This window comes from Paracoccus aestuarii (assembly GCF_028553885.1).
GTDB classification, from domain to species: Bacteria; Pseudomonadota; Alphaproteobacteria; order Rhodobacterales; family Rhodobacteraceae; genus Paracoccus; species Paracoccus aestuarii.
The window spans coordinates 2254930-2281428 of the sequence record NZ_CP067169.1 but is presented as its reverse complement, the minus strand read 5'-3'; the positions used below and the strand labels follow the sequence as shown (position 1 = coordinate 2281428).

Here is a 26499-nt window from a genome sequence, read left to right as displayed (position 1 = left end):
GTCGAACGCAGGCGCATGGCCTGGGATGCGATGACGGCTTTGGAGAGCATGGACTGGTAAAGTGTCCCATGGCCTACTCCGACGTGCGACAAAAAAGCAGTTACCGCACTGAAATAGCATAGTTTTTTATGAATTATTGGAGCGGGTGACGGGAATCGAACCCGTGTCTCTAGCTTGGAAGGCTAGGGTCTTACCATTACACAACACCCGCGCTGACACCCTCTATAGGCCCCCCGCGCGGCGGGTTCAAGCACCGCTCTGGCGCCGGGGGGCGAAGAAATCGCGCAGCAGCGCCCCGGCCTCGGGCGCGGCCAGCCCGTCATAGACCTGCGGCCGGTGATGGCACTGGGGATGCGCAAAGACCCGCGCCCCATGCGCCACGCCCCCCATGCGCGGATCGCCCGCCCCGTAATAGAGCCGCGCGATCCGCGCCGCGGAGATCGCCCCCGCGCACATCGGGCAGGGCTCCAGCGTCACCCACAGGTCATGGCCGGGCAGGCGTTCGGACCCCGCCGCCCGGCAGGCCGCGCGCAGGGCCAGGATCTCGGCATGGGCGGTGGGGTCCGACAGCTCGCGCGTGCGGTTGCCTGCCGCGGCCACGATCCGGCCCGTGGGGTCCACGACCACGGCACCCACCGGCACCTCGCCGCGCAGGGCGGCAGCCCGCGCCTCGGCCAGGGCCTGCTGCATGAAGGATGTGAACCGCGTCATGCCGTCTTGTGGCCCGACTGCGCCCGGCCTGCAAGCGAATGGGGGCTTTTCGGACGGGGGCAAAGGGCGTAAGCCTCGGTCTTTGCCCCGCAGCGATGCGAAGGAGATGCGCATGACCGATGACACGAAACGCCCCGACGGGGCCGCCGATACAGGCAAGGACCGGATCGCCAAGGTGATCGCCCGGGCGGGCTTGGCCAGCAGGCGCGAGGCCGAACGCCTGATCATCGAGGGCCGCGTCTCGGTGAACGGCACCAGGATCGACAGCCCGGCGCTGGACGTCTCGCCCCGCGACCGGATCACGGTCGACGGCAAGAAGCTGGACGACCCGCAGGAGACGCGGCTCTGGCTCTATTACAAACCGCTTGGGCTGATCACGTCGGAATCCGACGAAAAGGGCCGCCAGACGGTCTTTGACGCGCTGCCGCGCGACCTGCCGCGGGTGATGACCGTGGGGCGGCTGGACCTGAATTCCGAAGGCCTGCTGCTGCTGACCAATGACGGCGAGCTGAAGCGGCGGCTGGAGCTGCCCTCGACCGGCTGGCTGCGGCGCTATCGGGTGCGGGTGAACGGCACGCCCTCGGACATGACCTTCGACCCGCTGCGCCGCGGCGTGACCATCGAGGGCGAGGATTTCGCGCCGATGGAGATCAAGCTGGACAGCCAGCAGGGCGCGAATGCCTGGCTGACCGTCGGCATCCGCGAGGGCAAGAACCGCGAGATCCGCCGCGCCATGGCCCATGTCGGGCTGCAGGTGAACCGGCTGATCCGCATCGGCTATGGTCCGTTCAAGCTGACCGGGATGGACAAGAACGAGGTCGTCGAGATCAAGCGCAAGGTCATGCGCGACCAGCTGGGCGGCCTGCTGACAGGCGAGGTCGAGGACAAGGCCCGCCCGATGCGCCCCCGCGGCGCGGCGGGCGAACGCGACGGCGCGCCCTTCGCCCGGCGCGAGGGCGGCGCCTTCGGCCGCCGCGACGGCGCCCGCCCCGCGCGCGAGGACGGCGACCGCCCGGCGCGCAGCTTCGCCCCGCGCGGCGATGGGCCCCGTGATGGTGCGCGTGAGGGGACGCGTGATGGGGACCGCCCGCGCTTCGCGGGCAAGCCGGGCGAATCCCGCAAGCCCTTCGGCGCCCCGCGCGGCGAGGGCGACGGCCCGCGCAAGCCGCGGACCGAAGGGGGCCGCAAGTCCTTTGCCGCCCGTGGCGACGCACCGGAAGGCGGGCGCAAGCCCTTCGCCGCGCGGGGTGATGCGCCCGAGGGCCCCCGCAAGCCCTTTGGCAAGCCGCGCCCCGGCGGGTCCGAGGGCGGGCGCAAGTCCTTCGGCGCGGGCGGGCCGGGCAAGCCCAAGGGACCGCGTCCCGACGGCCCCAAGGGTTCCCGGGGCGACGGCCCCAAGGGCGCGCGCCCGGATGGTGCCCGCGGGCCGCGGCCGGACGGGCCGCGCAACGGTCCCGGCGGCAACGGCCCCGGCGGCAGGGGTCCGGGGGGCAAGGGTTCGGGCCGCAGCGGGCCGCCCGCGAAGGGCGGCAAGCCGCGCCGTCCCTGATCGTGTCGGGATAGCATGGGGCCGGACCTGGCGCAGGTCCGGCCCTTGTCATGTCTTCACTTGGTCAGGATCAGCTTTCCCGCGCGGGTGATGCGCAGCTGATAGACTTGTTCGTCCAGGACGATCAGCGCCTGGTTGCCCCCGCGGGTCAGCTGGGTCGCGTCATGCTGGGGGATGCGGGCCAGGATCGAGGTTCCCGGACGGGTGAAATCGGCGGGTCGCGTGGCGGTCATGGTCAACCTCTCTGGGGTGGCAAAGATGATGCCCCTAAGCTGACAAATTGATTCAGGTTTGTCAAAGTAAATTAGTCAGGAATCTGCGCCGGGCGGAGTCCCGCAGTCGCGGCGACCCGCCGGGGGCCGCCGCGATGGGCGTCATGGAAAGCGTTCAGGGGGGCGTCATTCGCCCTGCAGGCAGTCGATCAGCGTGTCGGCCATGGCGGTCAGCACGGCCTCGTACTGGCCGGCGCCGGGTTCCAGCGCGCCGCCCTCGGGGCTCAGCTCGCCGCCGAGGCGGACGTCGCTGCCCTCGACCACGGTGCCGATCAGCGTGTCGTCATGCGCATATTCGGGAAAGGCGCAGACGGCGCCGGAATCCACGACCTGGGCACGGATCGCCTCGATCCGAGCGGCCGAGGGAGTCGAGGCATCCCCGAGCGAGACCGGGATCGCGGGGCTGAGGCCGTAATGGTCGGTGAAGTAGCCATAGGCGTCGTGGAAGACGACGAAGCGCTGGTCGGCGAAGGGGGCCAGCCGCTCGCGCAGATCGGCATCCAGCGCGGCGATGCGCTCGGCCGTGGCATCGGCGTTGGCGCGATAGGTCTCGGCATTCTCGGGATCCTGTTCCGACAGCTGCGCGGCGATGGCCTGCAGCCACGGCCCCGCATTGGCCGGGCTGAGCCAGGCATGGGGATCGGTGCCGGTGTGATCGTGGTCATGATCATGCGCGTGATCGTGGTCGTGCCCATGGTCAAGGCTGTGGTCATGAGCGTGGTCGTGGTCGTGGTCGTGCCCGTGATCGTGGTCACGGTCGTGCCCGTGCCCATGGTCATGCCCATGGTCATGCCCGTGATCATGCCCGTGATCTTGATCGTGCCCATGGTCATGATCGCCGTCCTCGGCATAGCTGCGCAGACGGGTGCCCTCGACCTCCAGCAGACGCAGCTGGTCGCCGCGGCCTAGATTGGTGGCGGCGCGGGCCAGCCAGGGGGTCAGCTCCGGCCCGGTCCAGACGACCAGATCCGCCGATTGCAGCGCCTGCGCGTCGGACGGGCGCATCTGGTAGTGATGCGCGCTGGCGCCCGAGGGCAGCAGCACGCGGACCTCGCCCAGATCGCCCATCACGTCCTGGACCAGGGCGCCGGTGGGCACGATGTCGGCGACCACCTGCGGGGCGGCAAGGGCGGGGGCGGCCATCAGCGTCAGGATGGCGGCGACGGATGCAGAGCTGCGCATCGGGTTCTCCTTCGGGTCGGTGCGGGTTTGTTGCGATGGCGGGGTTGTCCGTGTTACACGGTAACAAGTCAACCGGACAAGTTATATGATAACACGAGCCGTGAAGGAACGCCGTGACCCAGCCCGACACGCAGCCTGACGATCGCATCGCCGCGACCTTCGCCCCCCATGACCATCGTGAATGCGCCCATCGCGCCCTGGACGAGGCAGCCGCACGGCTGGCCGATCAGGGCGCGCGGCTGACCCCGGTGCGCCGCCGCACGCTGGAGATCCTGCTGGAGAGCCACCGCGCCATGGGCGCCTATGAGGTGCTGGACCGCTTGGCGGCCGAGGGCTTCGGGCGCCAGCCGCCGGTCGCCTATCGGGCGCTGGAGTTTCTGGTGACGCATGGGCTGGCGCATCGGCTGCAACGGCTGAACGCCTTTGCGGCATGCCTGCATCCGGGCCATGACCACCAGCCGGCCTTCCTGATCTGCCGCAGCTGCGACAAGGTGGCCGAGGCCGCCGCGGCCCCGGTGCGCGACAGCCTGCAGACGGTGGCGGGCCAAGGTGGGTTCCGCGTCGAACGCGCGACGATCGAGGCGCTCGGCCTCTGCGCGACCTGCGCGGCCGAGGGGCAGGAATGACGGCGCTGATCCGGTCGCAGGACCTGACCATCCACCGGCCCGGCACCTCCGAGCCGGTGCTGTCCCATGTCGATTTCCGCATCCAGCCGGGCGAGATCGTGACCGTGGTCGGGCCGAACGGCTCGGGCAAGTCGTCGCTGATCCGGGCGCTGCTGGGGCATGTGCCCTTGGCGCGCGGGCGGGTGGACCGGCGGGCGGGGCTGCGCATCGGCTATGTCCCGCAGCGGGTCCAGCTGGACACGGCGATCCCGATGACGGTGCGGCGGTTCCTGTCGCTGCCGCGTCGGGTGCCGGACGACCAGGCGCAGGCGGCGCTGGCGCGGACCGGGGTGCCGGGCCTGGGCGCGCGCCAGCTGACCCAGCTGTCGGGCGGCCAGTTCCAGCGCGTGCTGCTGGCGCGTGCGCTGCTGTCGGACCCGCATCTGCTGGTCCTGGACGAGCCGACGCAGGGGCTGGACCAGCCGGGCATCGTCGCCTTCTATCGCCTGATCGAGGATGTGCGCCGCCAGACCGGCGCCGCGGTCCTGATGGTCAGCCACGACCTGCTGGTGGTCATGCGGTCCTCGGACCGGGTGATCTGCCTGAACGGGCATGTCTGCTGCGAGGGCACGCCCCAGCATGTCAGCACCGCGCCCGAATACCGCGCGCTGTTCGGGGCGGGGGCGGAGGGGACGCTGGCGCTTTATCGGCACGATCACGACCACCATCACGACCTGGCGGGCCCCGAGGCGGACCACCTGCACGGGCCGGGCTGCACCCACGGCCATTCCCCGACCGCACATTGAGGCAGGCACATGCTGGACGATTTCTTCTTCCGCGCCATTCTGGCGGGGCTGGGTGTGGCGCTGGTGGCGGGGCCTTTGGGCAGCTTCGTCGTGTGGCGGCGCATGGCCTATTTCGGGGATTCGACCGCCCATGCGGCGATCCTGGGGGTGGCGATGGCGCTGGCCTTCGACATCTCGATCTATGCGGGCACGCTGGCGGTGGCCACGGCGATGGCGGTCCTGGTCTCGGCCCTGGTGTCGCGGGGCCAGGCGATGGACACGATGCTGGGGGTGCTGTCGCATTCCGCGCTGGCGGTGGGCCTGGTGGCGATCAGCTTCGTGCCCTCGGCGCGGTCGGACCTGACCAGCTATCTGTTCGGCGACATCCTGGCGGTGGGGCGGTCGGACCTGGTGCTGATCTGGACGGGGGCGGCGGTGGTCCTGGCCATGCTGATCCTGCGCTGGCAGCGGCTGGTCACCAGCAGCCTGAACGAGGAACTGGCCATGGCCGCGGGCATCGACCCGCGGCTGGAGCGTCTGGCCCTGTCCCTGGCCTTGGCGATCACCGTCGCCCTGGCGATTCGAGTGGTGGGGTCGCTGCTGATATCGGCCCTGCTGATCGTGCCGGCGGCGGCCGCGCGCGGATGGGCGCGCACGCCCGAGCGGATGGCCGCCGCCGCGACGCTGATCGCGGGATTGTCGGTTGTGTCCGGCCTGTGGGCCAGCCTTCGGCTGGACACGCCGGCAGGTCCCTCGATTGTGACCGCGGCGGCGATATTTTTCGTCCTGTCCCAAGGACTTCGCCGGGCCTAGTGCCAAATTGCCACAGGTTTTCCGGGGCTTCGCGGGGCTTGGAACGAAGCGCCGAAACAGGTGTTGGCCAATATGCAACAGTGACCGCGGACCCACGGTGGAATCAAATCAATGCAGCTTTTCAAGAGTTCGGGTTTGTGTAACTGTCGCACCGATGTTGCCGGAAACGGCAGCCGTCAATCGAAACGGAGCATGATCATGACCAAATTCGCTACCTTCGCGGCCGCCCTCGGCCTGACCACGACCTCGGCTCTGGCCGGTGGCTTCGTCGCCCCCGTCGTGGAAGTCGAGCCGGTGATCGTTGAAGAACGTCCCGCATCGACCAACGCTGGCCTGGTCGTCCCGGCCCTGCTGCTGCTGGGCGTCATCGCCGCCGTCGCTTCGGACAGCGACGACAGCTGATATCGGAACGGATCGCCGCAAGGCGGTCTGATCCAGGGGGGGTTGGCCCATCCGGCCAGCCCCTTTTTTCATGCCCGGATCCGTGATCGGACCTTCCGGGCGGACATGAAAAAACCGGCCCCCGCAAGGGGCCGGTTTTTCGCGTTCCGGGGGCGGGGCGGTCAGGGCCGCAGCGTCTGCACCGTGACATAGCCCAGGCCCGGGCCGATCCATTGCCGCGACACGGGGATCTGGCCGCCTTGGACCAGATAGTTGTTCTGGAAGCTCGTGCCATGGCCCTGACAGCTTTCCACGATCACGCCGGGATTGGGACCGGGCGCGGTGGTGCAGGCGAATTGCAGCGGCCGTTCCAGCCCGTCGCCGCCGAAATAGCGCATGACCCGCGTGCCGCTGCCCGCCTGACCGCTGCGGATCAGCGCCTCGGTCCCCGGCTCGGCCACCGACAGGTCCGATCCCAGGCCGCGCGTGCCCACCAGCATCCCGTCGCGCAGGATCAGCGCCTCCTGCGAGGGGGTCATGTAGGTGCGCATCGACCCGTTCTGGCCGGTCATCGCCATGATCTGGTTGCGGCCCAGGGATTCGAACCCGGCCTGGATCAGCGGGCCGGGATTGACGCGCAGCGCCTCGGCGGCGGCCTCCTCGGGGCTGCGGGCGGGGGCCGGGGCCTCCGCGCGCCGTGCGGTGACGGCCTGGGTCGCGGTCTGGGCCAGGATGGCCAGCGGGCCGCCGCCACCTTCGTCGGCGCTGCTGTTCCCGCAGGCGGCCAGCCCGGCCAGCGCGGCCATGCAGGCCACGGTCTTGATCGCGCGCATGTCGAACGCCCCCGTCATCGCCAGAACCTCCCCCAGCCTTCATAGAGATCGACCGTATGCGCCCCGCGCACCCGGTCATAGAGCTGCCCGTTCACGTTCACCCGCGACCCGCCGTCGCGCGACAGCGACCGGATGTTGGTCGAGACGCGGTCCCGCGACGGCTGGCCCGTGGCCCAGCCAAGCGGGATGGACAGGGTCACGCCCTTGTCAAAGCTGCCCTCGCCGAATTCCTCGGCCGAGAGGTCGGTCTTGGTGGCATAGGCCCCCACGCGCCAGCCATTGGCGAATTCGCGCGCCACCGTCACCGTCGCGCCGACATCGCCCGCCAGATACTGGCCCACATCCAGCTGGGCGGTGAAGCCCTGGCGGAATTCGTAATAGGCCGAGACATGGCCGGTCGTGACCTCGTAGTCGCGGAAATCCAGCAGCTGGTCGAAATCGCGCTTGCGCACGCGGTTGATCTCGGCCCCGAAGCCCAGGGGCGATGTCGCGGGCTTCCACAGCGCCTCGGCCGAGACGCCGCCATAGGCGCGTTCCAGCAGGCCCACGGTCACCCGGGTATAGACCGCGTCCGAGGGCTTGGCATACCAGGCCAGCGTGGCCTCGGGGATGACGGGGCTGAAATTGCCCGTATACATCCGCGTGTCGGACCGCACGCGCGGCACGCCTTCGGGCGTGGTCTCCAGCTCGGGGCGGGATTCGTATTCCTCGGGGCTGAAATACTGGCCGCGCTGGCCGGGGATGCCGGGGCCGCGCTGGCCGATATCACCGAAGGCGCGCTGGCGCAGCGCGCCGGTGGCGATCAGGCCGGGCATGATCTCGTAGCTGGCGCGGGCCTCGGCGCCGGCCTCATGGGTGACCCCGTCCTCGGCGTCGAAGATGCCGATCTCGACATAGGGTTTCAGCGACCAGCGAAAGCGCGGATAGGCGTCGGGCGTCTGGACCAGCCCCGCGACATTGGCGGATGCGTCGGTCAGGGTCGACGCGGCGGCGATGCGCCCGGCCTCGGTGTTCTCCAGCCGCTCGATATCGCTGCGGCGCAGGGTGACCGAGGATGTGGGCATCCCGTCGCTGGTCGAGGTGATGACGAAGGTTTCGACCGATGCGGGCAGGGCGCGGGTCATCAGGCGCGCGGTGCGGCCGATGGCCTGCGGCTGGTTGATGAAACGCTGGTTGCGCAGCCGCACCTCGGCCCGGGTCGCGGTCAGGACCATGCTTTCCAGGACCTGGCCCTCGGCGGCCATGGCGTCGGACAGCGCGCGCTGGATGGCGGGCTGGGCGGTCGGGTCCTGGGACCAGGCGCCGGACCAGCCCTCCGGGTCCTGGGCGGGGGCGGGGCGGGGCCGCACCGGGGCGGGCGCGCGTTCTAGTCCCGAGGGGAAGGCCGCGTCGCGCGGGTTCAGCGCGATGGTCAGTTGCGCGCCCACCGTGTCGCCGCCGATCGTGTAGACGCCGACCTCGTAATTCCGGCCCACGTGATAGTTCGCGCCGAAATTCAGCCGACTGGAGGGTTCGGACCCCTGCTGGAATTCGCTCCCGTCCGAATAGCGGGCGCGGTAAATGTCGTTGGAATATTCCGCGACCAGGTTCAGCCGGTCATTGACCTGCCAGCTGACCGAGCCGAAGGGCCGCGCGCCACCACTGAACCACTGGTCGACATTGGGCGTGCCGCCTTGATCGCCTGAATTGATGACCCGCGGGCGGCCCGCCAGCACGCCCCAGCCGAGGCCCAACGAGGCGCGGACAGTTGGCGTCACGTTGCGCGTGGCCACGACATATTCGCCCGAATAGACGCCGGTCCCCAGGAAATCCTGCAGGCCCACCGCGACGGCGGGGCGCCAGCCATCCTCGTCCACCACCTGATAGCGCAGATCGGCCGAGCGGTCCGAGATGAACCCCTCCTGCCGGAAATCCTGGATCCCGTCCACGCGGCCATAGCGCAGCACCGTGGTCAGCCCCGGCAGCGCCTGGAAGAACACGTTGCCCCGGCGCGCGTATTCCGACAGCGACACGGTCGCGCCCAGGCTGCCATCGGGCAGGGTCTCGGCGGTGGGGGTGTCCACGCCGCCCGGCAGGCCATAGCTGGACATGTTGCGCGCCAGCATCGGGTCGGCGACCGCCACCCCCGCGCCGATGATCAGGGCTGCGGGAAGGGTCGTGGCCAGCAACTGGCGGGTCAGGCGCGATGGTCGCATCGGCGGTATCCTCTGGGGGCGGGCAGGATGGGCTGGCCGCCAAGTGGCAGGGATTGACGCGCGGATCGACACACGAATGCGTGACCCGCGCATCGGGGTCAGCCCGCCTGCGCGGGGGCGGCACCGGCCGCGGCCTGGGGCGCGTCCTGGGATGCAGCTTGGGGTGCGGTGGGCACCACGCCGGGCGCCGCGCAGCCGGTGCGGGTCTGGCCCGTCACCGTCAGCCGCGCGGTCAGCGGAAAGCGTTCGTCCGACATCGTGTCCTGACAGGGGGCGGCGCGCATGTTGACCACGAAGGGCCGCCCGTTCAGCACGCCGATATATTCGACGCCCCGGTCGAAGACCAGGCGGTTCACCTGGATCTGGCGGCCGTTCGGCGTGTCGGGCGTGCGGTATGTGGCGGTGTTGCCGCTGATCTGGACGTTCCAGTCAGGCTCGTTCCCGCGGGCCACGAAGGCGGTCGCGCGATAGGTCAGCGGCTCGGCGGTGGACAGGGCGCGCGGCGGCTCGGCCCCGGTCTCGATCGGTTCCACCAGGGGCGAGACGGCGGGCGGGCGCGGACCCTCGGGCTGGGCGGGCTGTGCCTCCTCGGTGCGGTCCAGGCCCACGCCGCGGCGCAGGTCGGTCATCGCCTCGCTGTCGCAGGCGGCCAAGGGCAGGGTCAGCAGGGCAAGCATCGCAAGACGGGCGGAAGGACGGGCGGACATGGGGCTTTTGCCTTCTGGTTCGGTCGGGATCACTGTCACGCAAGGGTTATCAACCCGCCGCCCCCGGAGCAAGCGCCGCGCCCCGCGCCCGCGCGTGTGGGCAGGCGCCCGCCTGAACCGCACAGGCCGGTCCGATTCTTGATAAATGTTTGTTACGGTGGCGATTTCCTGCCTTTGGCCAGGGTATTCGTTGGACAGCACTTGCAAGGAGTGAAAGTATGGTAGGCGACAGAAAAGGGAGGATGCGTGATGAGCTTCGTCGACCTGGCACGGACAGCGCATGCGCCCTTGGGCGATGCACGCTTCCGGTGGGACGACACCATCATGGGCAGCCGCATCCGCGCCTTCGACTGGTCCCGCACCTCGCTCGGCCCGATGGAGGGCTGGTCGCCCGCCCTGCGCGCCGCGGTGCGGATGATGGTCGCGCAGGGGCATGCCGCATCCATGTTCTGGGGGCCGGACCTCGTCATGCTCTATAATGACGGCTACATGTCCGTGCTGGGCGGCAAGGAGGAACAGGCCCTGGGCCAGCCCTTCCGCCGCATCTGGGCGGATGTCTGGCACGATGTCGAACCCATGGTCGAACGCACCCTGGCCGGATACAGCACCCGGACCGAGGAGATGCGCCTGGTCATGACCCGCAACGGGTTCGACGAGGAGACCTTCTGGACCTTCAGCTACACGCCGCTTTTCGACGACGACGAAAGCGTGGCGGGGCTGTTGAACATCACCGTCGACGTGACCGAGACCGTGACCGCAAGGCGCAACCAGCAGGTCATGCAGGAGGAGCTGCTGCACCGCATCAAGAACATCCTGGCGGTGACCTCGACGGTGGTCTCCTCCAGCCTGCGCAACGCCCGCACCATCCAGGAGGCGCGCGACACGGTGGGCGCGCGCATCATGGCGCTGGCCAAGGCCCAGGGGCTGTTCACGGGCCTGGGCGACAGCGCCGACATCGCCGATGTCATGGCCCGGTCGATCGGCGCGCATCTGGTGGGCAATGACCGCATCCGCCTGTCCGGCCCGCCCGTGCCGCTCAGCAGTCAGCAGGCCGTGGGCCTGTCCCTGGCGCTTTACGAGCTGGCGACCAATGCGGCCAAGCACGGCGCGCTGGCTGATGCGAACGGGATCGTGGACCTGACCTGGTCGCGCGAGGGCGATGTCTTTGCGCTGGACTGGCGAGAATCCGGCGGCGGGCCGGTCTCGCCCCCCACGCGGGAGGGGTTCGGATCGCGGTTGGTGAACATGATCGTGCCGGCCTATTTCGACGGCACCGGCCGGGCGGAGTTCCGGCCCTCGGGGCTGCATTACAGCCTGCGGGGCCAGCTGACCCCCTAGCAGTTGGGCACGTTCACGGCCAGGCCGCCAAGCGAGGTCTCCTTGTATTTCTCGGACATGTCGCGGCCGGTCTGGCGCATCGTCTCGATGGCGGCGTCCAGCGGCACGATGTGACTGCCGTCGCCGCGCAGCGCCAGGCTGGCCGCCGCGACCGCCTTGATCGCCCCCAGTCCGTTCCTTTCGATGCAGGGCACCTGCACCAGGCCCCGCACCGGGTCGCAGGTCATGCCCAGATGGTGTTCCAAGGCGATCTCGGCCGCGTTCTCGATCTGGCGCGGCGTGCCGCCCAGAACGGCGGCCAGGCCCGCGGCGGCCATGGCGCTGGCGCTGCCGACCTCGGCCTGACAGCCGCATTCCGCGCCCGAGATGCTGGCATTGTGCTTGATCAGCCCGCCCACCGCCGCCGCCGTCAGCAGGAAATCGGGCAGCGCGCGTTCGGATGCCCCCGGCACATGATCCAGCCAGTATCGGATCACCGCGGGCACGGTCCCCGCCGCGCCGTTGGTGGGGGCGGTCACGACCTGGCCGCCGGCGGCGTTTTCCTCGTTGACGGCCATGGCATAGGTGGACATCCAGTCATTCACCACATACGGCGCGGTCATGTTCAGGCCGCGTTCGGCGATCAGCTTGGCATGGATGCCCGGCGCCCGACGGCGCACGTTCAGCCCGCCGGGCAGGATCCCCTCGGTCGCAAGGCCCCGGTCCATGCAGTCGCGCATCGCCGTCCAGATCCGGGTCAGCCCGTCCGACAGTTCGGCGTTGGAGCGGAAGCACAGCTCGTTGGCCTCCTTCATCCGGGCGATGGACTTGCCGGACCGTTCGGCCATGTCCAGCATCTCGGCCGCGGTGGCAAAGGGGAAGGGCACGCTGGAGGAGGCGTCGCTGCGGTCCTGGCCCGCGCGAAGGGCCAGCTCCTCCTCGGTCAGCACGAAGCCGCCGCCGATGGAATAATAGACCTGCTGCAGGATCACGTCGCCCTGCGCGTCGGTGGCCGAGACGGTCATCCCGTTCGCATGGCCGGGCAGGCTGCGGTCGTAATCAAAGCGCAGGTCGCGGTCGGGGTCGAAGGCCAAGGGCCCCAGCCCCGGCGGGGTCAGCAGGCGGTCGCGGCGGTTCTCCTCCAGCACGCGCTCGGCGGTGTCGGGGTCCATCGCGGCGGGGGTCAGCCCCGCCAGCCCCAGGATCACCGCGCGGTCGGTCGCATGGCCCTTGCCGGTGAAGGCCAGGCTGCCATGCAGGCTGGCGCGCAGCCCATGGGCGCGGAAGGGCTGGACCCGCAGCAGGTCCAGAAACCGCGCCGCCGCGATCATCGGCCCCATCGTATGCGAGGATGACGGGCCGACCCCCAGCTTGAACAGATCGAAAACCGACAGAAACATGACTTCCCCCCTTGCATATGTCTGCCCATCCAATCACGACCCGCCCCTTGCCGCCACCGCCAAGCGCGACCATCCGGGGCATCGGATGCGACATCGGCCCGCTGGCGGGCCCGGCGCGAGGGGTGCTTAAACATGCCGCAGAGTGCCTGTATGATAGGCAGCGGCCCATCGCCTGCGAAATGGGCAGGCGCCGGGCCGGGTGCCGTTCTTGCGGGCGCGGCGCGGCAAGGTGAAGGAACAGGATATGCGATTGCCCGACCCGATCATTCTTGGCGACACGCCCTTGGGACCGCCGGTGTTTCTTGCACCCATGGCGGGAATCACCGACGTGCCCTTTCGCCGCGCCGTTGCGCGCTTCGGTGCGGGGCTGATGGTCAGCGAGATGGTCGCCTCGACCGAGATGGTGACGCCGCGCCCCTCGACCCGCGCGGCGGTGCGCGCCAAGGCCCTGACCGAAGGCGCGCTGCCCGTCAGCGTCCAGATCGCGGGCCGCGAGGCCGCCCCCATGGCCGAGACCGCCCGCATCGTCGAAGGCATGGGCGCGCGCATCATCGACATCAACATGGGCTGCCCGGCCAAGAAGGTCACGGGCGGGCTGTCCGGCGCGGCGCTGATGCGCGACCTGGATCACGCGATGAGCCTGGTCGATGCGGTGGTGGGCGCGGTCGCGGTGCCGGTGACGCTGAAGATGCGGTTGGGCTGGGACGATGATTGCCTGAACGCGGCCGATCTGTCGGCGCGGGCGCGCGATGCGGGGGTGGCGATGCTGACCGTGCATGGGCGCACGCGGGCGCAGTTCTACAAGGGCCGGGCGGATTGGTCCGCGATCCGGGCCGTGGCCGAGCTGGCCGCCCGCCCGCCGCTGGTCGCCAATGGCGACGTGACCGATGCCGACAGCGCCCGCGCGGCCTTGGCGGCGTCGGGGGCGGATGCGGTGATGGTCGGGCGCGGCGCGCAGGGGCGGCCCTGGATCCTGGCGCAGATCGCGCATCAGCTGTGGGGGACGCCCGCGCCGCAGGTTCCCCAAGGCGCCGCCTTGGCCGATCTGGTCGAGGAGCATTACGAGGACATCCTGGATTTCTATGGCGCCGATCTGGGCCTGCGCGTCGCGCGCAAGCATCTGGGCTGGTATGCGGATGCGGCCGATGCGCCCCTGCGCGACCAGATGCTGCGCGCGCCCAGCCCGGCCGAGACGGTCGCCCTGATCCGCCGGGCCTTTGCCGATGGCGCAGGGGTGGCCGCATGACCCATCCGCGCCCGCCTGGGTTCCGCGAGGCCCGGCCCGGTCCGGGCTGGGGGGCGCTGCCGCTGCCCGCGCTGATCCTGGATCGGGCGGGGCGCATCGCCGCGATGAACGACGCGGCCGAGATCTGGCTGAACATGTCGCGCAACTCGACCTTGGGGCGGGTTCTGCACGGGGACGAGCTGGGCGCACGGCTGCGCATCCAGCCCGACCTGACGGCCCTGCTGTCGCGGGTGCGCGCCAGCGACGAGGCGCTCTATCAGGCGCAGGTGCATTTCCAGATCGGCGACCGGGCGGGCGGCCATCACGCGCGCCGCGCCGCCGTCCATGCGGGGCCGGACGGCGATGGCGGCGTCACCCTGCTGATTGTGCCGCAGGACGATGACGGCATTCACCAGGCCCGCCATGTCCGCAGCGCCGCCCGCAGCGTCATCGGCATGGCCGAGATGCTGGCGCATGAGATCAAGAACCCCCTGGCGGGCATCCGCGGCGCCGCCCAGCTGATGGCGATGAACGCCACCCCCGAGGATCGCGAGATGGCCGACATGATCGTCAGCGAATCCCGCCGGATCGTGGCGCTCCTGGATCAGGTGGAGCGGTTCGGCGACACCTCGGCCCCGGATCTGGCGCCGGTCAATGTGCATGACGTGCTGGAACAGGTGCGCCGGTCGGCGCAGGTGGGCTTTGCCGCGGATGTGCAGATCGTCACGGATTACGACCCCTCGCTGCCGCCGGCGCTGGCGGATGCCGACCAGCTGACGCAGGTCTGCCTGAACCTGGTCAAGAACGCCGCCGAGGCGCTGGCCGGCAAGGCAGGCGGCACGATCCGCCTGCGCAGCCATTACGACCACACCCTGCGCCGCCCCCCCGACGAGGCCGACCCCACCGGCCGCCCGCTGCCCCTGCAGATCGAGATCGAGGATAACGGCCCCGGCTTTCCCCCCGCCATCGCCGACCAGGTCTTCGAGCCCTTCGTGTCGGGGCGCGAGAACGGCACCGGCCTGGGGCTGGCGCTGGTCAGCAAGATCATCACCGACCACGGCGCGCTGATCCGGGTGGACAGCCGCCCCGGTCGCACCGTGTTCCGCATTTCCCTGCCCAAGGCATAAGGACCAGACACCATGGACGGCACCGTTCTGATCGCCGATGACGACCGCACCATCCGCACCGTGCTGACGCAGGCGCTGACCCGCGCGGGGTGCCGGGTGCATGCCACGGGCAGCCTGGCGCAGCTGTCCAAATGGGTCGAGGAGGGGCGCGGCGATCTGGTCATCACCGATGTGATGATGCCCGACGGCAACGGCATCGACCGCATCCCCGCCATCCGCGAGGCGCGGCCCGACCTGCCGGTGATCGTGATCTCGGCCCAGAACACCATCGTCACCGCGATCCGCGCGACCGAGGCCGAGGCCTTCGAATATCTGCCCAAGCCCTTCGATCTGCCGGACCTGATGTCCAAGGCGGGCCAGGCCCTGTCGCGCCGTCCGCGCAAATCCGACCCGGTGCCCGAACCGCTGCCCGTCCCGCGCGAGGCGGCCGATCCCGCCATGCCGCTGATCGGCCACGCCCCCAGCATGCAGGCCCTGTTCCGCATGGTCGCCCGCGTGCTGAACGCCGATCTGCCCGTCATCATCGCGGGCGAGGCGGGGGTCGGCAAGACCACCATCGCGCGCAGCTTTCACGAGCTGTCCGACCGCCGCGACCGGGGGCTGGCGGTCCTGACATCCTCGGATGCGGGCGAGGAGGCGATCGCCCGCGCCGCCGACCGCGCCCGCGCCGGCACCATCGTGATCGAAAACCCCGCGGGCTTCGACGCCGCCGCCCAGGCCCGGCTGATCGGGTTGATCGAGGCGATGGAATCGGGCCCCGACCGCGCCCAGGCCCCGCGGGTCGTGGCCACGACCGGCCCGGACCCGCAGGCCGATGTGGCGGCGGGGCGGCTGCGATCGGATCTCTATTACCGGCTGGCGGGGGTGACGGTCAGCGTCCCGCCCCTGCGCGCCCGGGTGGACGACATCCTGCCTTTGGCCGCGCATCTGCTGGCGCGCGCCGCCGCGCAGGGCCTGCCCGACCGGGGCCTGTCCGACGATGCCAGCGCCATGCTGCGCGCCCATCCCTTTCCCGGCAATGTGCGCGAGCTGGAGAACATGATGCGCCGCCTGGCCCTGACCGCCAGCGGCACGGCCATCAGCGCCTCCGAGATGCGCGAGGCCTTGGCCCAGCAATCGGGCGGCCGCCTGCCCGGGCCCGCCCAGACCGCCGCCGCCCCCCATGCCCCCGAAAACGCCGCCGTCCTGCCCCTGCCGCAGGGGGGCGCGCGCCTGTCGGATTCGGTCGAGGCGCATCTGCAGCGCTATTTCGACCTGCATGGTGACGCGCTGCCGCCGCCGGGCCTTTACGACCGCATCCTGCGCGAGGTCGAACGCCCGCTGCTGCAGGTGGCGCTGGACGCGACCGGCGGAAACCAGCTGCGCTGCGCCGATCTGCTGGGGATCAACCGCAATACGCTGCGCAAGAAGCTGACCGAGCTGAATATCGAGGTGACACGGCGCCGCAAACTGATGTAAAACCGCCACAGGGGGCAGCGCCACGGACACGCGCCGCCCGCAGCAAAGCCGCGAAAGACGGCAGGTGGGGGTAATGGCAGGCCTTGCGACGGGGCTCAGCTGGGACAGGCTGGCCCGTATCAGATTGCCGCGGCAATGGCGCGGTTTCCTGACCTGGGGGATCGTCTCGACCGGCCTGGTGCTGGCCGTGGCGACGCTGGCGGTCATGGGACCCTTTGGCCGGGGCATGCAGAGCCAGGCGCTGCGCGTCGTGCTGCTGGCCGACCTGGCCTATCTGATCGTGCTGATCGGATTCATCCTGGCGCGCATGGCGCGGCTGATATCGGCCCGGCGCAGCACGTCGCCCGCATCGCGCCTGCATGCCCGGCTGGTCGCGGTCTTCGGCGGGCTGGCCTTGGTGCCCACGGTGCTGGTCGCGCTGTTCGCGGGGTTTCTGGTCAATATCGGGCTGGAGGGGTGGTTTTCCGACCGCGTCCAGCAGGTCGTCACCACGTCCCAGGCCGCGGCCGAGGCCTATCACGCCGAACATCGGGGCGATCTGACCCAGGATGCCCGCGCGCTGGCGGCCGTGCTGACCCAGGCCGGACGCGCCAATCCCCTGATCGAGGATGGCGAGATGCGCCAGCTGCTGGCCCAAGGCCAGTCCCTGATCCAGCGCGGCCTGCGCGAGGCCTATATCATCAACGGCGCGGGCGAGATCCGCGCGCGGGGCGAACGCAGCTATCTGTTCTGGTTCGAGGCCCCCAGCCCCGAACAGCTGGACGAGGCCCAGTCCGAAGGCATCGTGCTGATCGAGGATTGGGAAAACGACGAATTCCGTGCCCTGGTCGCCCTGCCGCCCTTGGCGGACCGCTACCTCTATGTGACGCGGGACGTGGATGGCAGCCTGCTGGGCCTGCTGGACGACACCCGCGCCACGGTCGGCGATTATCGCCAGTTGGAGGAGATGCGCGCCCAAGTGCTGCTGGAATTCTCGCTGGTCTATCTGGGGTTCGCGCTGCTGCTGGTCTCTGGCGCGATCTGGCTGGGGCTGTGGTTCGCGTCGCGCCTGTCGCGGCCCATCGGCCTCTTGGCGCAGGCGACGGACCGGGTGGGGCGGGGCGATCTGGACGTGCAGGTCCCCGAACCCCGCACCGGGGACGAGATCCAGACCCTGGGCCTGGCCTTCAACCGCATGACCCGCCAGCTGAAGACGCAGCGCGCCGAACTGATCGAGAGCTATCGCGTCTCGGACGGGCAAAGGCGGCTTTTCGACAATGTGCTGACCTCGGTCACCTCCGGGGTGATCGGGCTGGACGCGGCCGGAGAGATCGACTTCGTCAACCGCTCGGCCAGCCGGCTGCTGGGGTTGGATGCCGAGGCCGATATCGACCGGCTGCTGTCGGATGTGGTGCCTGAATTCGCGCCGCTGTTCCAGCGCCTGAGCGCCTCCGTGGCCGAGACCCTGCAGGACGAGGTCCGCCTGATGCGCGAGGGCCGGGTGGAAAGCCTGCTGGTCCGCATGGCCGTGCGCCGCAGCAAGGATGGCGCGCTGGAGGGTTTCGTGGTGGCCTTCGACGACGTGACCGAACTGGTCAGCGCGCAGCGCATGGCCGCATGGGGCGACGTGGCCCGCCGCGTGGCGCATGAGATCAAGAACCCCCTGACCCCGATCCAGCTGTCGGCCGAACGCCTGCGCCGCAAGTTCGGCCCCCTGGCCCCCGAGGCCGACCGCGCGGCCCTGGACCAATATACCGAGGTCATCATCCGCCAGACCAACGACCTGCGCCGGATCGTCGACGAATTCAGCCGCTTTGCCCGCATGCCCGAACCCGACCGGGCCGAGACCGACATCGCGGCCCTGCTGCGCGAGCTGATCCTGCTGCAGCAGGACGCGCTGCACGGCGCGCTGGTGCTGGACATTCCCGATGCCGCCGTCATCGTCGATTGCGATGCCGGAATGATGCGCCAGGCGCTGACCAACCTGCTGAAGAATGCGGGCGAGGCGGTCGAGGAGCGCCGCGCCGACGCGCCCGAGGGCTGGGCCCCCGCGATCCATGTCGCCCTGCTGACCCAGCCCGAGGCCGTCTGCATCCGCATCCGCGACAACGGCCCCGGCCTGCCCGCCGACCGGTCGCGCCTGTTCGAACCCTATGTGACGCTGAAGAGCCAAGGCACCGGCCTGGGCCTGCCCATCGTCAAGAAGATCGTCGAGGAACATGGCGGCAGCCTGTCCCTGACCGACGCGCCCGATGGGACGGGCGCCCTGGCCGAGATCCGGCTGCCGCGCGAACGCCACCCCGTCCGCGCCCCCAAGACCAAGAGCAGACAAGAAAAAGACGAGGCGACACCATGACCGACATCCTGATCGTCGATGATGAACGCGACATCCGCGAGCTGATCGCGGACATCCTGAAGGACGAGGGGTTCGAGACCCGCACCGCCGCCAATTCCGACGAGGCGGTGGGCGCGCTGAACGACCGCGAACCGGCGCTGATGATCCTGGACATCTGGCTGAAGGACAGCCGCATGGACGGGATCGACATCCTGAAACAGGTCAAGCGCAACAATCCCGACGTGCCGGTGATCATCATCTCCGGCCATGGCAATATCGAGATCGCGGTCGCGGCCATCAAGCAGGGGGCCTATGACTTCATCGAGAAGCCCTTCAACATCGACCAGCTGATGGTGGTCATCAACCGCGCGATGGAGACCGCCCGTCTGCGGCGCGAGAACAGCACCCTGCGCCGCGGCGGCGACCGCGCGGCCGAGATGCTGGGCCAGTCGGCATCCTTCCGCAGGCTGCGCGACGGGCTGGACAAGGTCGCGCGTTCGAACGGCCGCGTCATGCTGACCGGCGAGCCGGGCACCGGCAAGGAGATGGCCGCCCGCTACATCCACGCCCACAGCCCCCGCGCATCCGCGCCCTTCGTCACCGTCCCCTGCGCCACGATCGAACCCGAACGGATGGAGGAGGTCCTCTTCGGCCGCGAATCCCCCGAGCGGGGGATCGAGCCGGGCCTTTTGGAACAGGCCCATGGCGGCATTATCTATTTCGACGAGGTGGGCGACATGCCCATGGGCACCCAGCCCAAGATCCTGCGGGTGCTGACCGAACAGCAATTCGTGCGCGCGGGCGGCGCCGACAAGGTGCGGGTGGATCTGCGCGTCCTGTCATCGACGAACCGCGACCTGGTGGCCGAGATCGCCGCAGGCCGCTTCCGGCAGGAGCTGTTCGACCGGCTGAACGTGGTGCCCATCGCGGTGCCGTCCTTGGCGGACCGGCGCGACGACATCGCGGGTCTGGCGCGCCATTTCATCCAGCAGTTCCACAAGCTGCAGGGCCTGACCCCGCGCGATCTGCCCGAGGACACGGTCGCCGCGCTGCAATCCATGCGCTGGCCCGGCAACATCCGCCAGCTGAGGAACGTCATCGAACGCGTGCTGATCCTGGCCGAGGGCGCGGGCCCCATCCAGCCGGGCGAGCTGGAGCCGCAGGGCGCCACCCCCGACAACAGCGACACGCTGAGCCTGGGGCCCGCCGTCACCGCCATGGCGCTGCGCGAGGCGCGCGAGCTGTTCGAGCGGGAGTATCTGGTCGCCCAGATCAACCGCTTCGGCGGCAATATCAGCCGCACGGCGCAATTCGTCGGCATGGAGCGCAGCGCGCTGCACCGCAAGCTGAAATCCCTGGGCGTGGTCGGCGGCATGCGCGGCGAGGACGAGATGGTGATGGGTAAATAGCCTGCCGCTTGCGCGGACCGCGCGCCCGGCATAGGCAAGGGGGCGCGGGACGAAAGGGTGACGCATGAAGATCATCATCTGCGGGGCAGGGCAGGTCGGCTGGCAGATCGCCCGTCATCTGGCGGGCGAGCGCAACGATGTCACCGTCATCGACAACAATCCCGACCTGGTGCGCCGCGCCACGGAATCGCTGGATGTCCAGGGGGTGACGGGCTTTGCCAGCCATCCTGACATCCTGGACCAGGCGGGTGCGCGCGATGCGGACCTGATCATCGCCGCCACCCATTCCGACGAGGTGAACATGGTCACCTGCCAGGTGGCCCATTCCGTCTTCCAGGTGCCGCGCAAGATCGCGCGCCTGCGGTCGGGCGCCTATCTGGACGCGATCTATTCCGACCTCTACCGGACCGAGCACCTGCCCATCGACGTAGTCATCAGCCCCGAACGCGAGGTCGCGCTGGCGGCGCTGCAGCGGCTGTCGGCGCCATCGACCTTCGATGTCGAGACCTTCCTCGACGGCAAGGTCCAGCTGCTGGGGATCGACCTTGAACCCGACTGCCCGGCGCTGAACACGCCGCTGCGCCAGCTGACGGAACTGTTCTCCAGCCTGAGGGCCATCGTGGCGGGCGTGCGGCGCGAGGGGCGGCTGTTCGCCCCCGAGGCGGGGGACCAGCTCTTCGCGGGGGACCAGATCTATGTCTTTTCGCATGCCGATGACGTGGCGCGGACCTTGGACATCTTCGGCAAGCCGCCCCAGAAGCAGGAACGCGTGGTCATCATCGGGGCGGGCAATGTGGGCCTGGCCGTGGCCCAGAACCTGGAAAGCCGCCCCGACCGCATCCGGGCCAAGCTGATCGAACGCGCCCGCCCGCGCGCCGAATTCGCCGCCGACCGGCTGGAACGGACCATCGTGCTGAACGGCGACGGGCTGTCGGCCGAGATCCTGGACGAGGCCGCCGTGTCCAAGGCCGATGCCGTCCTGGCGGTGACAGACGACGACAAGACCAACATCCTGGCATCGGTGCGCGCCAAGCAGGCCGGGGCGCGGCTGGCCATCGCGCTGATCAACGATCCCACGCTGGTGCCCCTGATGGGGGCCTTGGACATCGACGCCTATATCAACCCGCGATCGACGACCGTGTCCACGATCCTGCGCCACATCCGCCACGGGCGGGTGCGCGACATCTATTCCGTGGGCGATGCCGAGGCCGAGGTGATGGAGGCGCAGGTCCTGTCGACCAGCCCCATGGCGGGGCGCATGATCCGCGACATCGAATTTCCCGAAGGCGCGCTGATGGGTGCGCTGCGCAAGGGCGACCGCGTTCTGAAGCCCCTGGCCGACACGCGCATCGACGAGGGCGACATCGTGCTGATCTTTGCCCTGTCCAAGGACGTCCCCGAGGTCGAGCGCCTGCTGCAGGTCTCGATCGACTTCTTCTGACGGGGGCGCGATGATCGGCTTTCTCCAGCGGCTGCCGGTCCTGGTCATCCTGGCGGCGGTGACGGCGCTGATGATGATGATCCCGGCCGCCAACGCGTCCGTCGCGGGCCATGCGGCGATCGCGCGCAACTTCTTCTATGCGGGGCTGTTGATCCTGGTCTTCTGCGGGCTGATCGGCATCGCGACCCAGGCCAATCCCAGGCCGCCGCGGTCGCGCGCGACGCTGCTGACGATGCTGGGCGTCTATGGCATCCTGCCGCCGCTGATGGCGCTGCCCTTTGCCGAAAGCCTGCCCGATACCGGCTTCTTCAACGCCTGGTGGGAGATGGTGTCGTCGCTGACCACCACCGGCGCGTCGCTCTATTCGGCGGATCTGCTGCCGATGCCCCTGCATCTGTGGCGGGCGGTGGTGGGCTGGATGGGGGGGCTGTTCGTGCTGGTCGCGGCGGTGGCGATCCTGGCGCCCCTGCGCGTGGGCGGGTTCGAGATCATGTCGAACCCCTATGGCCGCGAGGAATATCGCGAGGCGCTGCCGCAATCGGCCGATCCGCGCCGCCCGGTCCTGCATCTGTCCGATCCCGGCTTTGACCGCCGGGGCGAGGCGCCCTCGCACCGCCTGGCCCAGGCCGCGCTGCAGATCGGGCCGGTCTATGCGGGGCTGACCCTGGCGTTGTGGGTGGGGCTGCTGCTGATGGGGGATCCGTCCTTCCTGGCGCTGATGCGGGCGATGGGGACGCTGTCCACATCCGGCATATCGCCGGTCATCGGCCCGTCGGGCGCCGTGTCGGGCATCGGCGGCGAGGTGCTGGTCTTTCTGTTCCTGATCCCTGCCCTGTCGCGCCGCTTCTGGCCCGGCGGGGGGGAGTTGCGCGCCACCGACCGGCTGTCCACCGACCCGGAGCTGCGCATGGCCCTGAGCCTGATCGTGTTGGTCAGCCTGGTCCTGTTCCTGCGCCATTTCCTGGGCGCGATCGAGGTCGATGCCGACGAGGCCCTGTCGCCATCGGGGATCGGCGCGGCCTTGGCGGCGCTGTGGGGGGGGCTGTTCAGCGCGCTCAGCTATCTGACGACGACGGGCTGGACATCGGTCGAATGGGCGGGCGCGCAGGCCTGGTCGGGGCTCAGCGCGCCGGGGCTGATCCTGGCGGGGCTGGCCATGATGGGGGGCGGCATCGCGACCACGGCGGGGGGCGTCAAGCTGCTGCGCGTCTATGCCTTGGCCCGCCACGGCCAGCGCGAGATGGAGCGCATCATCCATCCCCATTCCGTGTCCGGCGGCGGCCGCATCGCCCGGCGCCTGCGGCGTGAGGGGGCCTATCTGGCCTTCATCTTCTTCATGCTCTTCGCGATCTCGATCGCGCTGGTGGTCACGCTGGTCTCGATCCATGCGATCGAATTCGAGACGGCGACGATCCTGTCCATCGCAGCCCTGACCAATGCAGGCCCCTTGGCCGGCGCCATCCCCCTGACCCCGGTCTTCGAGGGCACGGCCGGCATCGCCTCGGCCCCGTGGGAGGGGTGGTCCGGCCTGCCGGACTTCACCAAGGCCGTGCTGGCCGCCGCCATGGTCCTGGGACGCATCGAGACGCTGGCCGTCCTGGCCCTGATGTCGCCGGAATTCTGGCGCAGGTAGGGCACAGGGGGTGTGGCCCAAAAGCCTGATTGATCTTTGTCCGATCACGCAAGCTTGCATGGGGTCGGGCTTGGGCTTAGATGTGAAAAGGCACAGGGATAATAAAAACGGACGATAACAAATGGCTGGCGACAAGCAGAACCTGCAGGACGCGTTCCTCAACCACGTCCGCAAGGCCAAGGTGCCTGTCACCATCTTCCTGATCAACGGCGTCAAGCTGCAGGGCGTCATCACCTGGTTCGACAACTTCTGCGTGCTTCTGCGCCGCGACGGACAATCCCAGCTGGTCTACAAGCATGCCATCAGCACGATCATGCCCGGCCAGCCCATCACCCTGTATGAAGGCGACGACTGATTGGCGGATCTGACGGAAACCGAAGCCAAGCCGACCCGCGCTTACGTCATTCACCCTGACCTCGGCCGCGCCCGCACGCAGCGGCGCGAGCCCGAACATGCGCTGGCCGAGGCGGTCGCGCTGGCCCTGGCCCTGCCGGGCATCGAAATGGTCGGATCCGAGGTCGCCAACCTGCGCGAACCGAACCCCGGAAAGCTTTTCGGCAAGGGCAAGCTGGCCGAGATCAAGGAGCGTCTGGAGGCCCTGGAGGTTGAGCTGGTCCTGGTCGACGGCCCCGTGACCCCCGTCCAGCAGCGCAATCTGGAAAAGGAATGGGGCGTCAAGCTGCTGGACCGGACCGGGCTGATCCTGGAGATCTTTGCCGACCGCGCCCGCACCCGCGAGGGCGTGCTGCAGGTCGAACTGGCCGCGCTCTCCTATCAGCGCACGCGTCTGGTCCGCGCCTGGACCCACCTGGAACGTCAGCGGGGTGGCCTGGGCTTCGTGGGCGGACCGGGCGAGACGCAGATCGAGGCCGACCGCCGCGCCATCGACGAACAGATGACCCGCCTGCGCCGCCAGCTGGACCGCGTGGTCAAGACCCGCAGCCTGCATCGCGCGGCCCGCGCCAAGGTGCCCTATCCGATCGTGGCGCTGGTGGGCTATACCAATGCCGGGAAATCGACGCTGTTCAACCGCATGACCGGGGCCGAGGTCTTTGCCAAGGACATGCTGTTCGCGACGCTGGACCCGACCATGCGCGCCATCCGCCTGCCCGATGCGGGCGGCGGCGGCGCGGGGCGCAAGATCATCCTGTCGGACACGGTGGGCTTCATCAGCGACCTGCCCACCGAACTGGTCGCCGCCTTCCGCGCCACGCTGGAGGAGGTGCTGGAGGCCGACCTGATCCTGCATGTCCGCGACATCAGCCATCCCGAGACAGAGGAACAGGCCGCCGACGTGGCCGAGATCCTGGACAGCCTGGGCGTGGATGAGGACGTGGCCGCGATCGAGGTCTGGAACAAGATCGACGCGTTGGGTCCCGACACCCGCGCCGCCCTGCGCCGCACCGATGCCCGGACCGAGGGCGTCCAGGCCGTCAGCGCCCTGTCGGGCGAGGGGCTGGAGGATCTGATCGGCGCCATCGACCGCGCCCTGGGCGAGGCCTTGGACGAGGAGCGCCTGCCCGAGGACCTGACCCTGGATTTCGCCGATGGCCGCGCCCGCGCCTGGCTGCACGAGGCCGGCGTCGTCGAGGCCGAGGAGGCGGGCGAGGACGGGCTGCATCTGCGCCTGCGCTGGACCGCCCGTCAGAAGGGCGCCTTCGAGGCCTTCACCGGTGCCGAACGCGCCGTCGAGGAGGATGACGAGGACGACGATGCCGACCGCCGCCCGGGCGGCTGGCACCCCGCCGACTAGGTCAGCCCGCCTGCGCGGTCAGGACGGCATCTCATGCGCCCAAGGCGGGTTCGCCCCGGGCCGCGACACGGTGACCGCCGCCGCCTGCGCCCCTTGGGTCAGGGCGGCGCGGATCTGATCCGCGCCCAACCCCGCCAGCCCGTCCTTGGTCAGGAGGCCCTGCGCGTCCAGGCTGGCCAGCACCCCCGCATTGAACGTGTCGCCCGCGCCGATCGTATCGGAGACCTGCGTGCGGATCGCGGGGGCATGGACCGGCTCGCCCGCCCAGATGGCGCGCGCCCCGGCCTCGCCCCCGGTCAGCAGGACCAGGCGCGGCCCGGTGGCCAGGATCCGGGCCGCCGCATCCTCGGCGGGCATGTCGGGATAGAGCCAGTCCAGATCGTCGGCGGACAGCTTGACGATGTCGGCCATGGGCATCATCCGCGACAGCCGCGCGCGATAGGCCTCCGCATCGGTGATGAAGAAGGGCCGGATGTTCGGGTCCAGCATGACCGGCAGGCGGTCGTGGTGCTGGGCGATCAGCGATTCGATCGTCGCGCCGCAGGGGTCAGGGACCAGGCTGATTCCGCCCGTGAAAATGGCCGAAACCGTGCCCGGCAGCGGCCCGACATCGTCGGGGCGCAGCATCCGCCCGGCCGACCCCTCGTCATAGAAGGAATAGCGCGCCTCGCCATTGGTCAGCGTGACCAAGGCCAGCGTGGTCAGCCGGTCGGTGCGCGGGCAGAGGTCGGTGATGACCCCGGCCTCGGCCAGGGGGCGCAGGATCACCTTGCCGAAGGGATCGCGGCTGATCGGCCACAGATAGCCCGTCTGCCGCCCGAGGCGGCCGAGCGCGATGGCGGTGTTATAGACCGCGCCGCCCGGTAGGGGGCGGAACATGCCGTCCTGCGGCACCATGTCGATCAGCGATTCACCGGCGCACAGGATCATGGGGCCCCCCTTTGGCATTCCTCACTGGGTCAGATACAGGATCGCCGCTAACGCTACCAGTGCCGCGGCGACGGCTGCGGAAATTTTCCAGACCGACCAAGGCCGGTCGCCCATGACCTTGCCCGTCCGGCCGTTCACCACCATCCGGTAGCTGTGCCCGTTATAGCGATAGGCCGCCATCCACAGCGGCAGCAGCACATGCTTGAAGCCCTCGTTCGCATGGCGGCTGTCGACATGCGCGATCCGCTGTTCGGCGCCGCCGATGTCGCGCTGGACATCCTGGCGGATCACCCGGGCCATGCGGTCGCGGGCGACCTGATGGGCATCGGCCAGGGGGATGGTATAGAGCTCGGCCTCGAAACCCGACAGAAAACCCGGATCGAACCCGGTCAGCGCGTCCAGGTCCCAAGGCTGCATCCCGTCGGCGAATCGCTGCGGCAGTGCGGTCGAGGCCGCCAC

Annotated in this window: 23 protein-coding genes and 1 tRNA gene; 15 read left to right on the top strand and 9 right to left on the bottom strand. The window is 69.7% G+C overall.

Going from position 1 to position 26499, the window contains the following annotated elements; all coding sequences use genetic code 11:
- Positions 1-137 precede the first annotated feature (137 nt).
- Both JHW48_RS11590 and JHW48_RS11585 read right to left on the bottom strand, forming a co-directional pair.
- Positions 138-211 (bottom strand) — tRNA-Gly (locus tag JHW48_RS11590).
- A gap of 35 nt (positions 212-246) precedes the next feature.
- Positions 247-711 (bottom strand): nucleoside deaminase, encoded by a 465-nt coding sequence (locus JHW48_RS11585; RefSeq protein ID WP_119886674.1) that lies wholly within the window; start codon positions 709-711, stop codon positions 247-249.
- Positions 712-823: 112 nt separating this feature from the next.
- Between JHW48_RS11585 and JHW48_RS11580 the strand changes: the two genes are divergently transcribed.
- On the top strand, positions 824-2260 hold the full coding sequence (locus JHW48_RS11580) for a pseudouridine synthase (protein ID WP_119886675.1): 1437 nt from the start codon (positions 824-826) through the stop codon (positions 2258-2260).
- Between the two features lie 56 nt (positions 2261-2316).
- On the opposite strand, the gene hemP is transcribed toward JHW48_RS11580, so the two are convergent.
- Positions 2317-2493: a hemin uptake protein HemP gene (gene hemP, locus JHW48_RS11575; RefSeq protein WP_119886676.1), complete on the bottom strand. Its 177-nt coding sequence runs from the start codon at positions 2491-2493 to the stop codon at positions 2317-2319.
- A 165-nt stretch (positions 2494-2658) separates the two neighbouring features.
- The gene (locus JHW48_RS11570; RefSeq protein ID WP_119886677.1) at positions 2659-3714 is read right to left on the bottom strand and encodes a zinc ABC transporter substrate-binding protein; all 1056 of its coding nucleotides are present in this window, start codon (positions 3712-3714) and stop codon (positions 2659-2661) included.
- A 113-nt stretch (positions 3715-3827) separates the two neighbouring features.
- Here JHW48_RS11570 and JHW48_RS11565 point away from each other — a divergent pair, with 113 nt between their 5' ends.
- The 4 genes from JHW48_RS11565 (at position 3828) to JHW48_RS11550 (ending at position 6319) form a co-directional block, all read left to right on the top strand.
- Positions 3828-4340 carry a Fur family transcriptional regulator gene (locus tag JHW48_RS11565; RefSeq protein ID WP_419182387.1) on the top strand — a complete coding sequence of 171 codons (513 nt, stop codon included), beginning with the start codon at positions 3828-3830 and terminating at the stop codon, positions 4338-4340.
- Positions 4337-5125, top strand: coding sequence for a metal ABC transporter ATP-binding protein (locus tag JHW48_RS11560; protein ID WP_119886678.1), 789 nt, complete (start codon positions 4337-4339; stop codon positions 5123-5125). The genes JHW48_RS11565 and JHW48_RS11560 overlap by 4 nt, the downstream gene beginning before the upstream one ends.
- 9 nt (positions 5126-5134) lie before the next feature.
- On the top strand, positions 5135-5917 hold the full coding sequence (locus JHW48_RS11555) for a metal ABC transporter permease (protein ID WP_119886679.1): 783 nt from the start codon (positions 5135-5137) through the stop codon (positions 5915-5917).
- Positions 5918-6115: 198 nt separating this feature from the next.
- Positions 6116-6319: a hypothetical protein gene (locus JHW48_RS11550; RefSeq protein ID WP_419182386.1), complete on the top strand. Its 204-nt coding sequence runs from the start codon at positions 6116-6118 to the stop codon at positions 6317-6319.
- A 161-nt stretch (positions 6320-6480) separates the two neighbouring features.
- Here JHW48_RS11550 and JHW48_RS11545 read toward each other — a convergent pair whose 3' ends face one another.
- From JHW48_RS11545 to JHW48_RS11535, 3 genes are all read right to left on the bottom strand, one after another.
- Complete coding sequence (locus JHW48_RS11545; RefSeq protein ID WP_240637880.1) at positions 6481-7149, bottom strand: YjbF family lipoprotein; 669 nt, start codon at positions 7147-7149, stop codon at positions 6481-6483.
- Positions 7146-9326, bottom strand: a complete 2181-nt coding sequence (locus tag JHW48_RS11540) for a YjbH domain-containing protein (protein WP_272835601.1) — start codon at positions 9324-9326, stop codon at positions 7146-7148. The genes JHW48_RS11545 and JHW48_RS11540 overlap by 4 nt, the downstream gene beginning before the upstream one ends.
- Before the next feature lie 98 nt (positions 9327-9424).
- On the bottom strand, positions 9425-10033 hold the full coding sequence (locus tag JHW48_RS11535; protein WP_170152366.1) for a COG3650 family protein: 609 nt from the start codon (positions 10031-10033) through the stop codon (positions 9425-9427).
- Positions 10034-10282: 249 nt separating this feature from the next.
- Between JHW48_RS11535 and JHW48_RS11530 the strand changes: the two genes are divergently transcribed.
- Complete coding sequence (locus tag JHW48_RS11530) at positions 10283-11371, top strand: sensor histidine kinase (RefSeq protein WP_205961984.1); 1089 nt, start codon at positions 10283-10285, stop codon at positions 11369-11371.
- On the opposite strand, the gene JHW48_RS11525 is transcribed toward JHW48_RS11530, so the two are convergent.
- Positions 11368-12750 carry an L-serine ammonia-lyase gene (locus JHW48_RS11525; RefSeq protein ID WP_119887605.1) on the bottom strand — a complete coding sequence of 461 codons (1383 nt, stop codon included), beginning with the start codon at positions 12748-12750 and terminating at the stop codon, positions 11368-11370. The genes JHW48_RS11530 and JHW48_RS11525 overlap by 4 nt on opposite strands.
- A 244-nt stretch (positions 12751-12994) precedes the next feature.
- Between JHW48_RS11525 and dusB the strand changes: the two genes are divergently transcribed.
- The 9 genes from dusB to hflX all read left to right on the top strand — a co-directional run bounded on the left by dusB (position 12995) and on the right by hflX (position 25110).
- Positions 12995-13996: a tRNA dihydrouridine synthase DusB gene (dusB, locus tag JHW48_RS11520; RefSeq protein ID WP_119887604.1), complete on the top strand. Its 1002-nt coding sequence runs from the start codon at positions 12995-12997 to the stop codon at positions 13994-13996.
- Entirely contained in the window at positions 13993-15102 is a 1110-nt protein-coding gene (locus tag JHW48_RS11515) for a two-component system sensor histidine kinase NtrB (RefSeq protein WP_119887603.1), read from the top strand. The genes dusB and JHW48_RS11515 overlap by 4 nt, the downstream gene beginning before the upstream one ends.
- Before the next feature lie 12 nt (positions 15103-15114).
- Positions 15115-16560: a response regulator gene (locus tag JHW48_RS11510; protein WP_272835600.1), complete on the top strand. Its 1446-nt coding sequence runs from the start codon at positions 15115-15117 to the stop codon at positions 16558-16560.
- Positions 16561-16633: 73 nt separating this feature from the next.
- Entirely contained in the window at positions 16634-18895 is a 2262-nt protein-coding gene (locus JHW48_RS11505) for a sensor histidine kinase NtrY-like (RefSeq protein WP_119887756.1), read from the top strand.
- Positions 18892-20283, top strand: coding sequence for a nitrogen assimilation response regulator NtrX (gene ntrX / locus JHW48_RS11500; protein WP_119887757.1), 1392 nt, complete (start codon positions 18892-18894; stop codon positions 20281-20283). The genes JHW48_RS11505 and ntrX overlap by 4 nt, the downstream gene beginning before the upstream one ends.
- 64 nt (positions 20284-20347) lie before the next feature.
- Entirely contained in the window at positions 20348-21724 is a 1377-nt protein-coding gene (gene trkA, locus JHW48_RS11495) for a Trk system potassium transporter TrkA (protein ID WP_119887758.1), read from the top strand.
- Positions 21725-21734: 10 nt separating this feature from the next.
- A complete protein-coding gene (locus tag JHW48_RS11490; protein WP_272835599.1) occupies positions 21735-23357 on the top strand; it encodes a TrkH family potassium uptake protein in 1623 nt (540 codons plus the stop codon).
- A 121-nt stretch (positions 23358-23478) separates the two neighbouring features.
- Positions 23479-23712, top strand: coding sequence for an RNA chaperone Hfq (hfq, locus tag JHW48_RS11485; RefSeq protein WP_119885907.1), 234 nt, complete (start codon positions 23479-23481; stop codon positions 23710-23712).
- Entirely contained in the window at positions 23713-25110 is a 1398-nt protein-coding gene (hflX, locus tag JHW48_RS11480) for a GTPase HflX (protein ID WP_119885908.1), read from the top strand. It begins immediately after the preceding gene.
- 18 nt (positions 25111-25128) lie between these two features.
- On the opposite strand, the gene JHW48_RS11475 is transcribed toward hflX, so the two are convergent.
- Positions 25129-26040, bottom strand: coding sequence for a carbohydrate kinase family protein (locus JHW48_RS11475; protein ID WP_119885909.1), 912 nt, complete (start codon positions 26038-26040; stop codon positions 25129-25131).
- Positions 26041-26499 lie beyond the last annotated feature (459 nt).

Coding starts and splice junctions, on each gene's coding strand:
- JHW48_RS11585 (WP_119886674.1), bottom strand. CDS start 711: ATGACGCGGTTCACATCCTTCATGCAGCAGGCCCTGGCCGAGGCGCGG.
- JHW48_RS11580 (WP_119886675.1), top strand. CDS start 824: ATGACCGATGACACGAAACGCCCCGACGGGGCCGCCGATACAGGCAAG.
- hemP (WP_119886676.1), bottom strand. CDS start 2,493: ATGACCGCCACGCGACCCGCCGATTTCACCCGTCCGGGAACCTCGATC.
- JHW48_RS11570 (WP_119886677.1), bottom strand. CDS start 3,714: ATGCGCAGCTCTGCATCCGTCGCCGCCATCCTGACGCTGATGGCCGCC.
- JHW48_RS11560 (WP_119886678.1), top strand. CDS start 4,337: ATGACGGCGCTGATCCGGTCGCAGGACCTGACCATCCACCGGCCCGGC.
- JHW48_RS11555 (WP_119886679.1), top strand. CDS start 5,135: ATGCTGGACGATTTCTTCTTCCGCGCCATTCTGGCGGGGCTGGGTGTG.
- JHW48_RS11550 (WP_419182386.1), top strand. CDS start 6,116: ATGACCAAATTCGCTACCTTCGCGGCCGCCCTCGGCCTGACCACGACC.
- JHW48_RS11545 (WP_240637880.1), bottom strand. CDS start 7,149: ATGACGGGGGCGTTCGACATGCGCGCGATCAAGACCGTGGCCTGCATG.
- JHW48_RS11540 (WP_272835601.1), bottom strand. CDS start 9,326: ATGCGACCATCGCGCCTGACCCGCCAGTTGCTGGCCACGACCCTTCCC.
- JHW48_RS11535 (WP_170152366.1), bottom strand. CDS start 10,033: ATGTCCGCCCGTCCTTCCGCCCGTCTTGCGATGCTTGCCCTGCTGACC.
- JHW48_RS11530 (WP_205961984.1), top strand. CDS start 10,283: ATGAGCTTCGTCGACCTGGCACGGACAGCGCATGCGCCCTTGGGCGAT.
- JHW48_RS11525 (WP_119887605.1), bottom strand. CDS start 12,750: ATGTTTCTGTCGGTTTTCGATCTGTTCAAGCTGGGGGTCGGCCCGTCA.
- dusB (WP_119887604.1), top strand. CDS start 12,995: ATGCGATTGCCCGACCCGATCATTCTTGGCGACACGCCCTTGGGACCG.
- JHW48_RS11515 (WP_119887603.1), top strand. CDS start 13,993: ATGACCCATCCGCGCCCGCCTGGGTTCCGCGAGGCCCGGCCCGGTCCG.
- JHW48_RS11510 (WP_272835600.1), top strand. CDS start 15,115: ATGGACGGCACCGTTCTGATCGCCGATGACGACCGCACCATCCGCACC.
- JHW48_RS11505 (WP_119887756.1), top strand. CDS start 16,634: ATGGCAGGCCTTGCGACGGGGCTCAGCTGGGACAGGCTGGCCCGTATC.
- ntrX (WP_119887757.1), top strand. CDS start 18,892: ATGACCGACATCCTGATCGTCGATGATGAACGCGACATCCGCGAGCTG.
- trkA (WP_119887758.1), top strand. CDS start 20,348: ATGAAGATCATCATCTGCGGGGCAGGGCAGGTCGGCTGGCAGATCGCC.
- JHW48_RS11490 (WP_272835599.1), top strand. CDS start 21,735: ATGATCGGCTTTCTCCAGCGGCTGCCGGTCCTGGTCATCCTGGCGGCG.
- hfq (WP_119885907.1), top strand. CDS start 23,479: ATGGCTGGCGACAAGCAGAACCTGCAGGACGCGTTCCTCAACCACGTC.
- JHW48_RS11475 (WP_119885909.1), bottom strand. CDS start 26,040: ATGATCCTGTGCGCCGGTGAATCGCTGATCGACATGGTGCCGCAGGAC.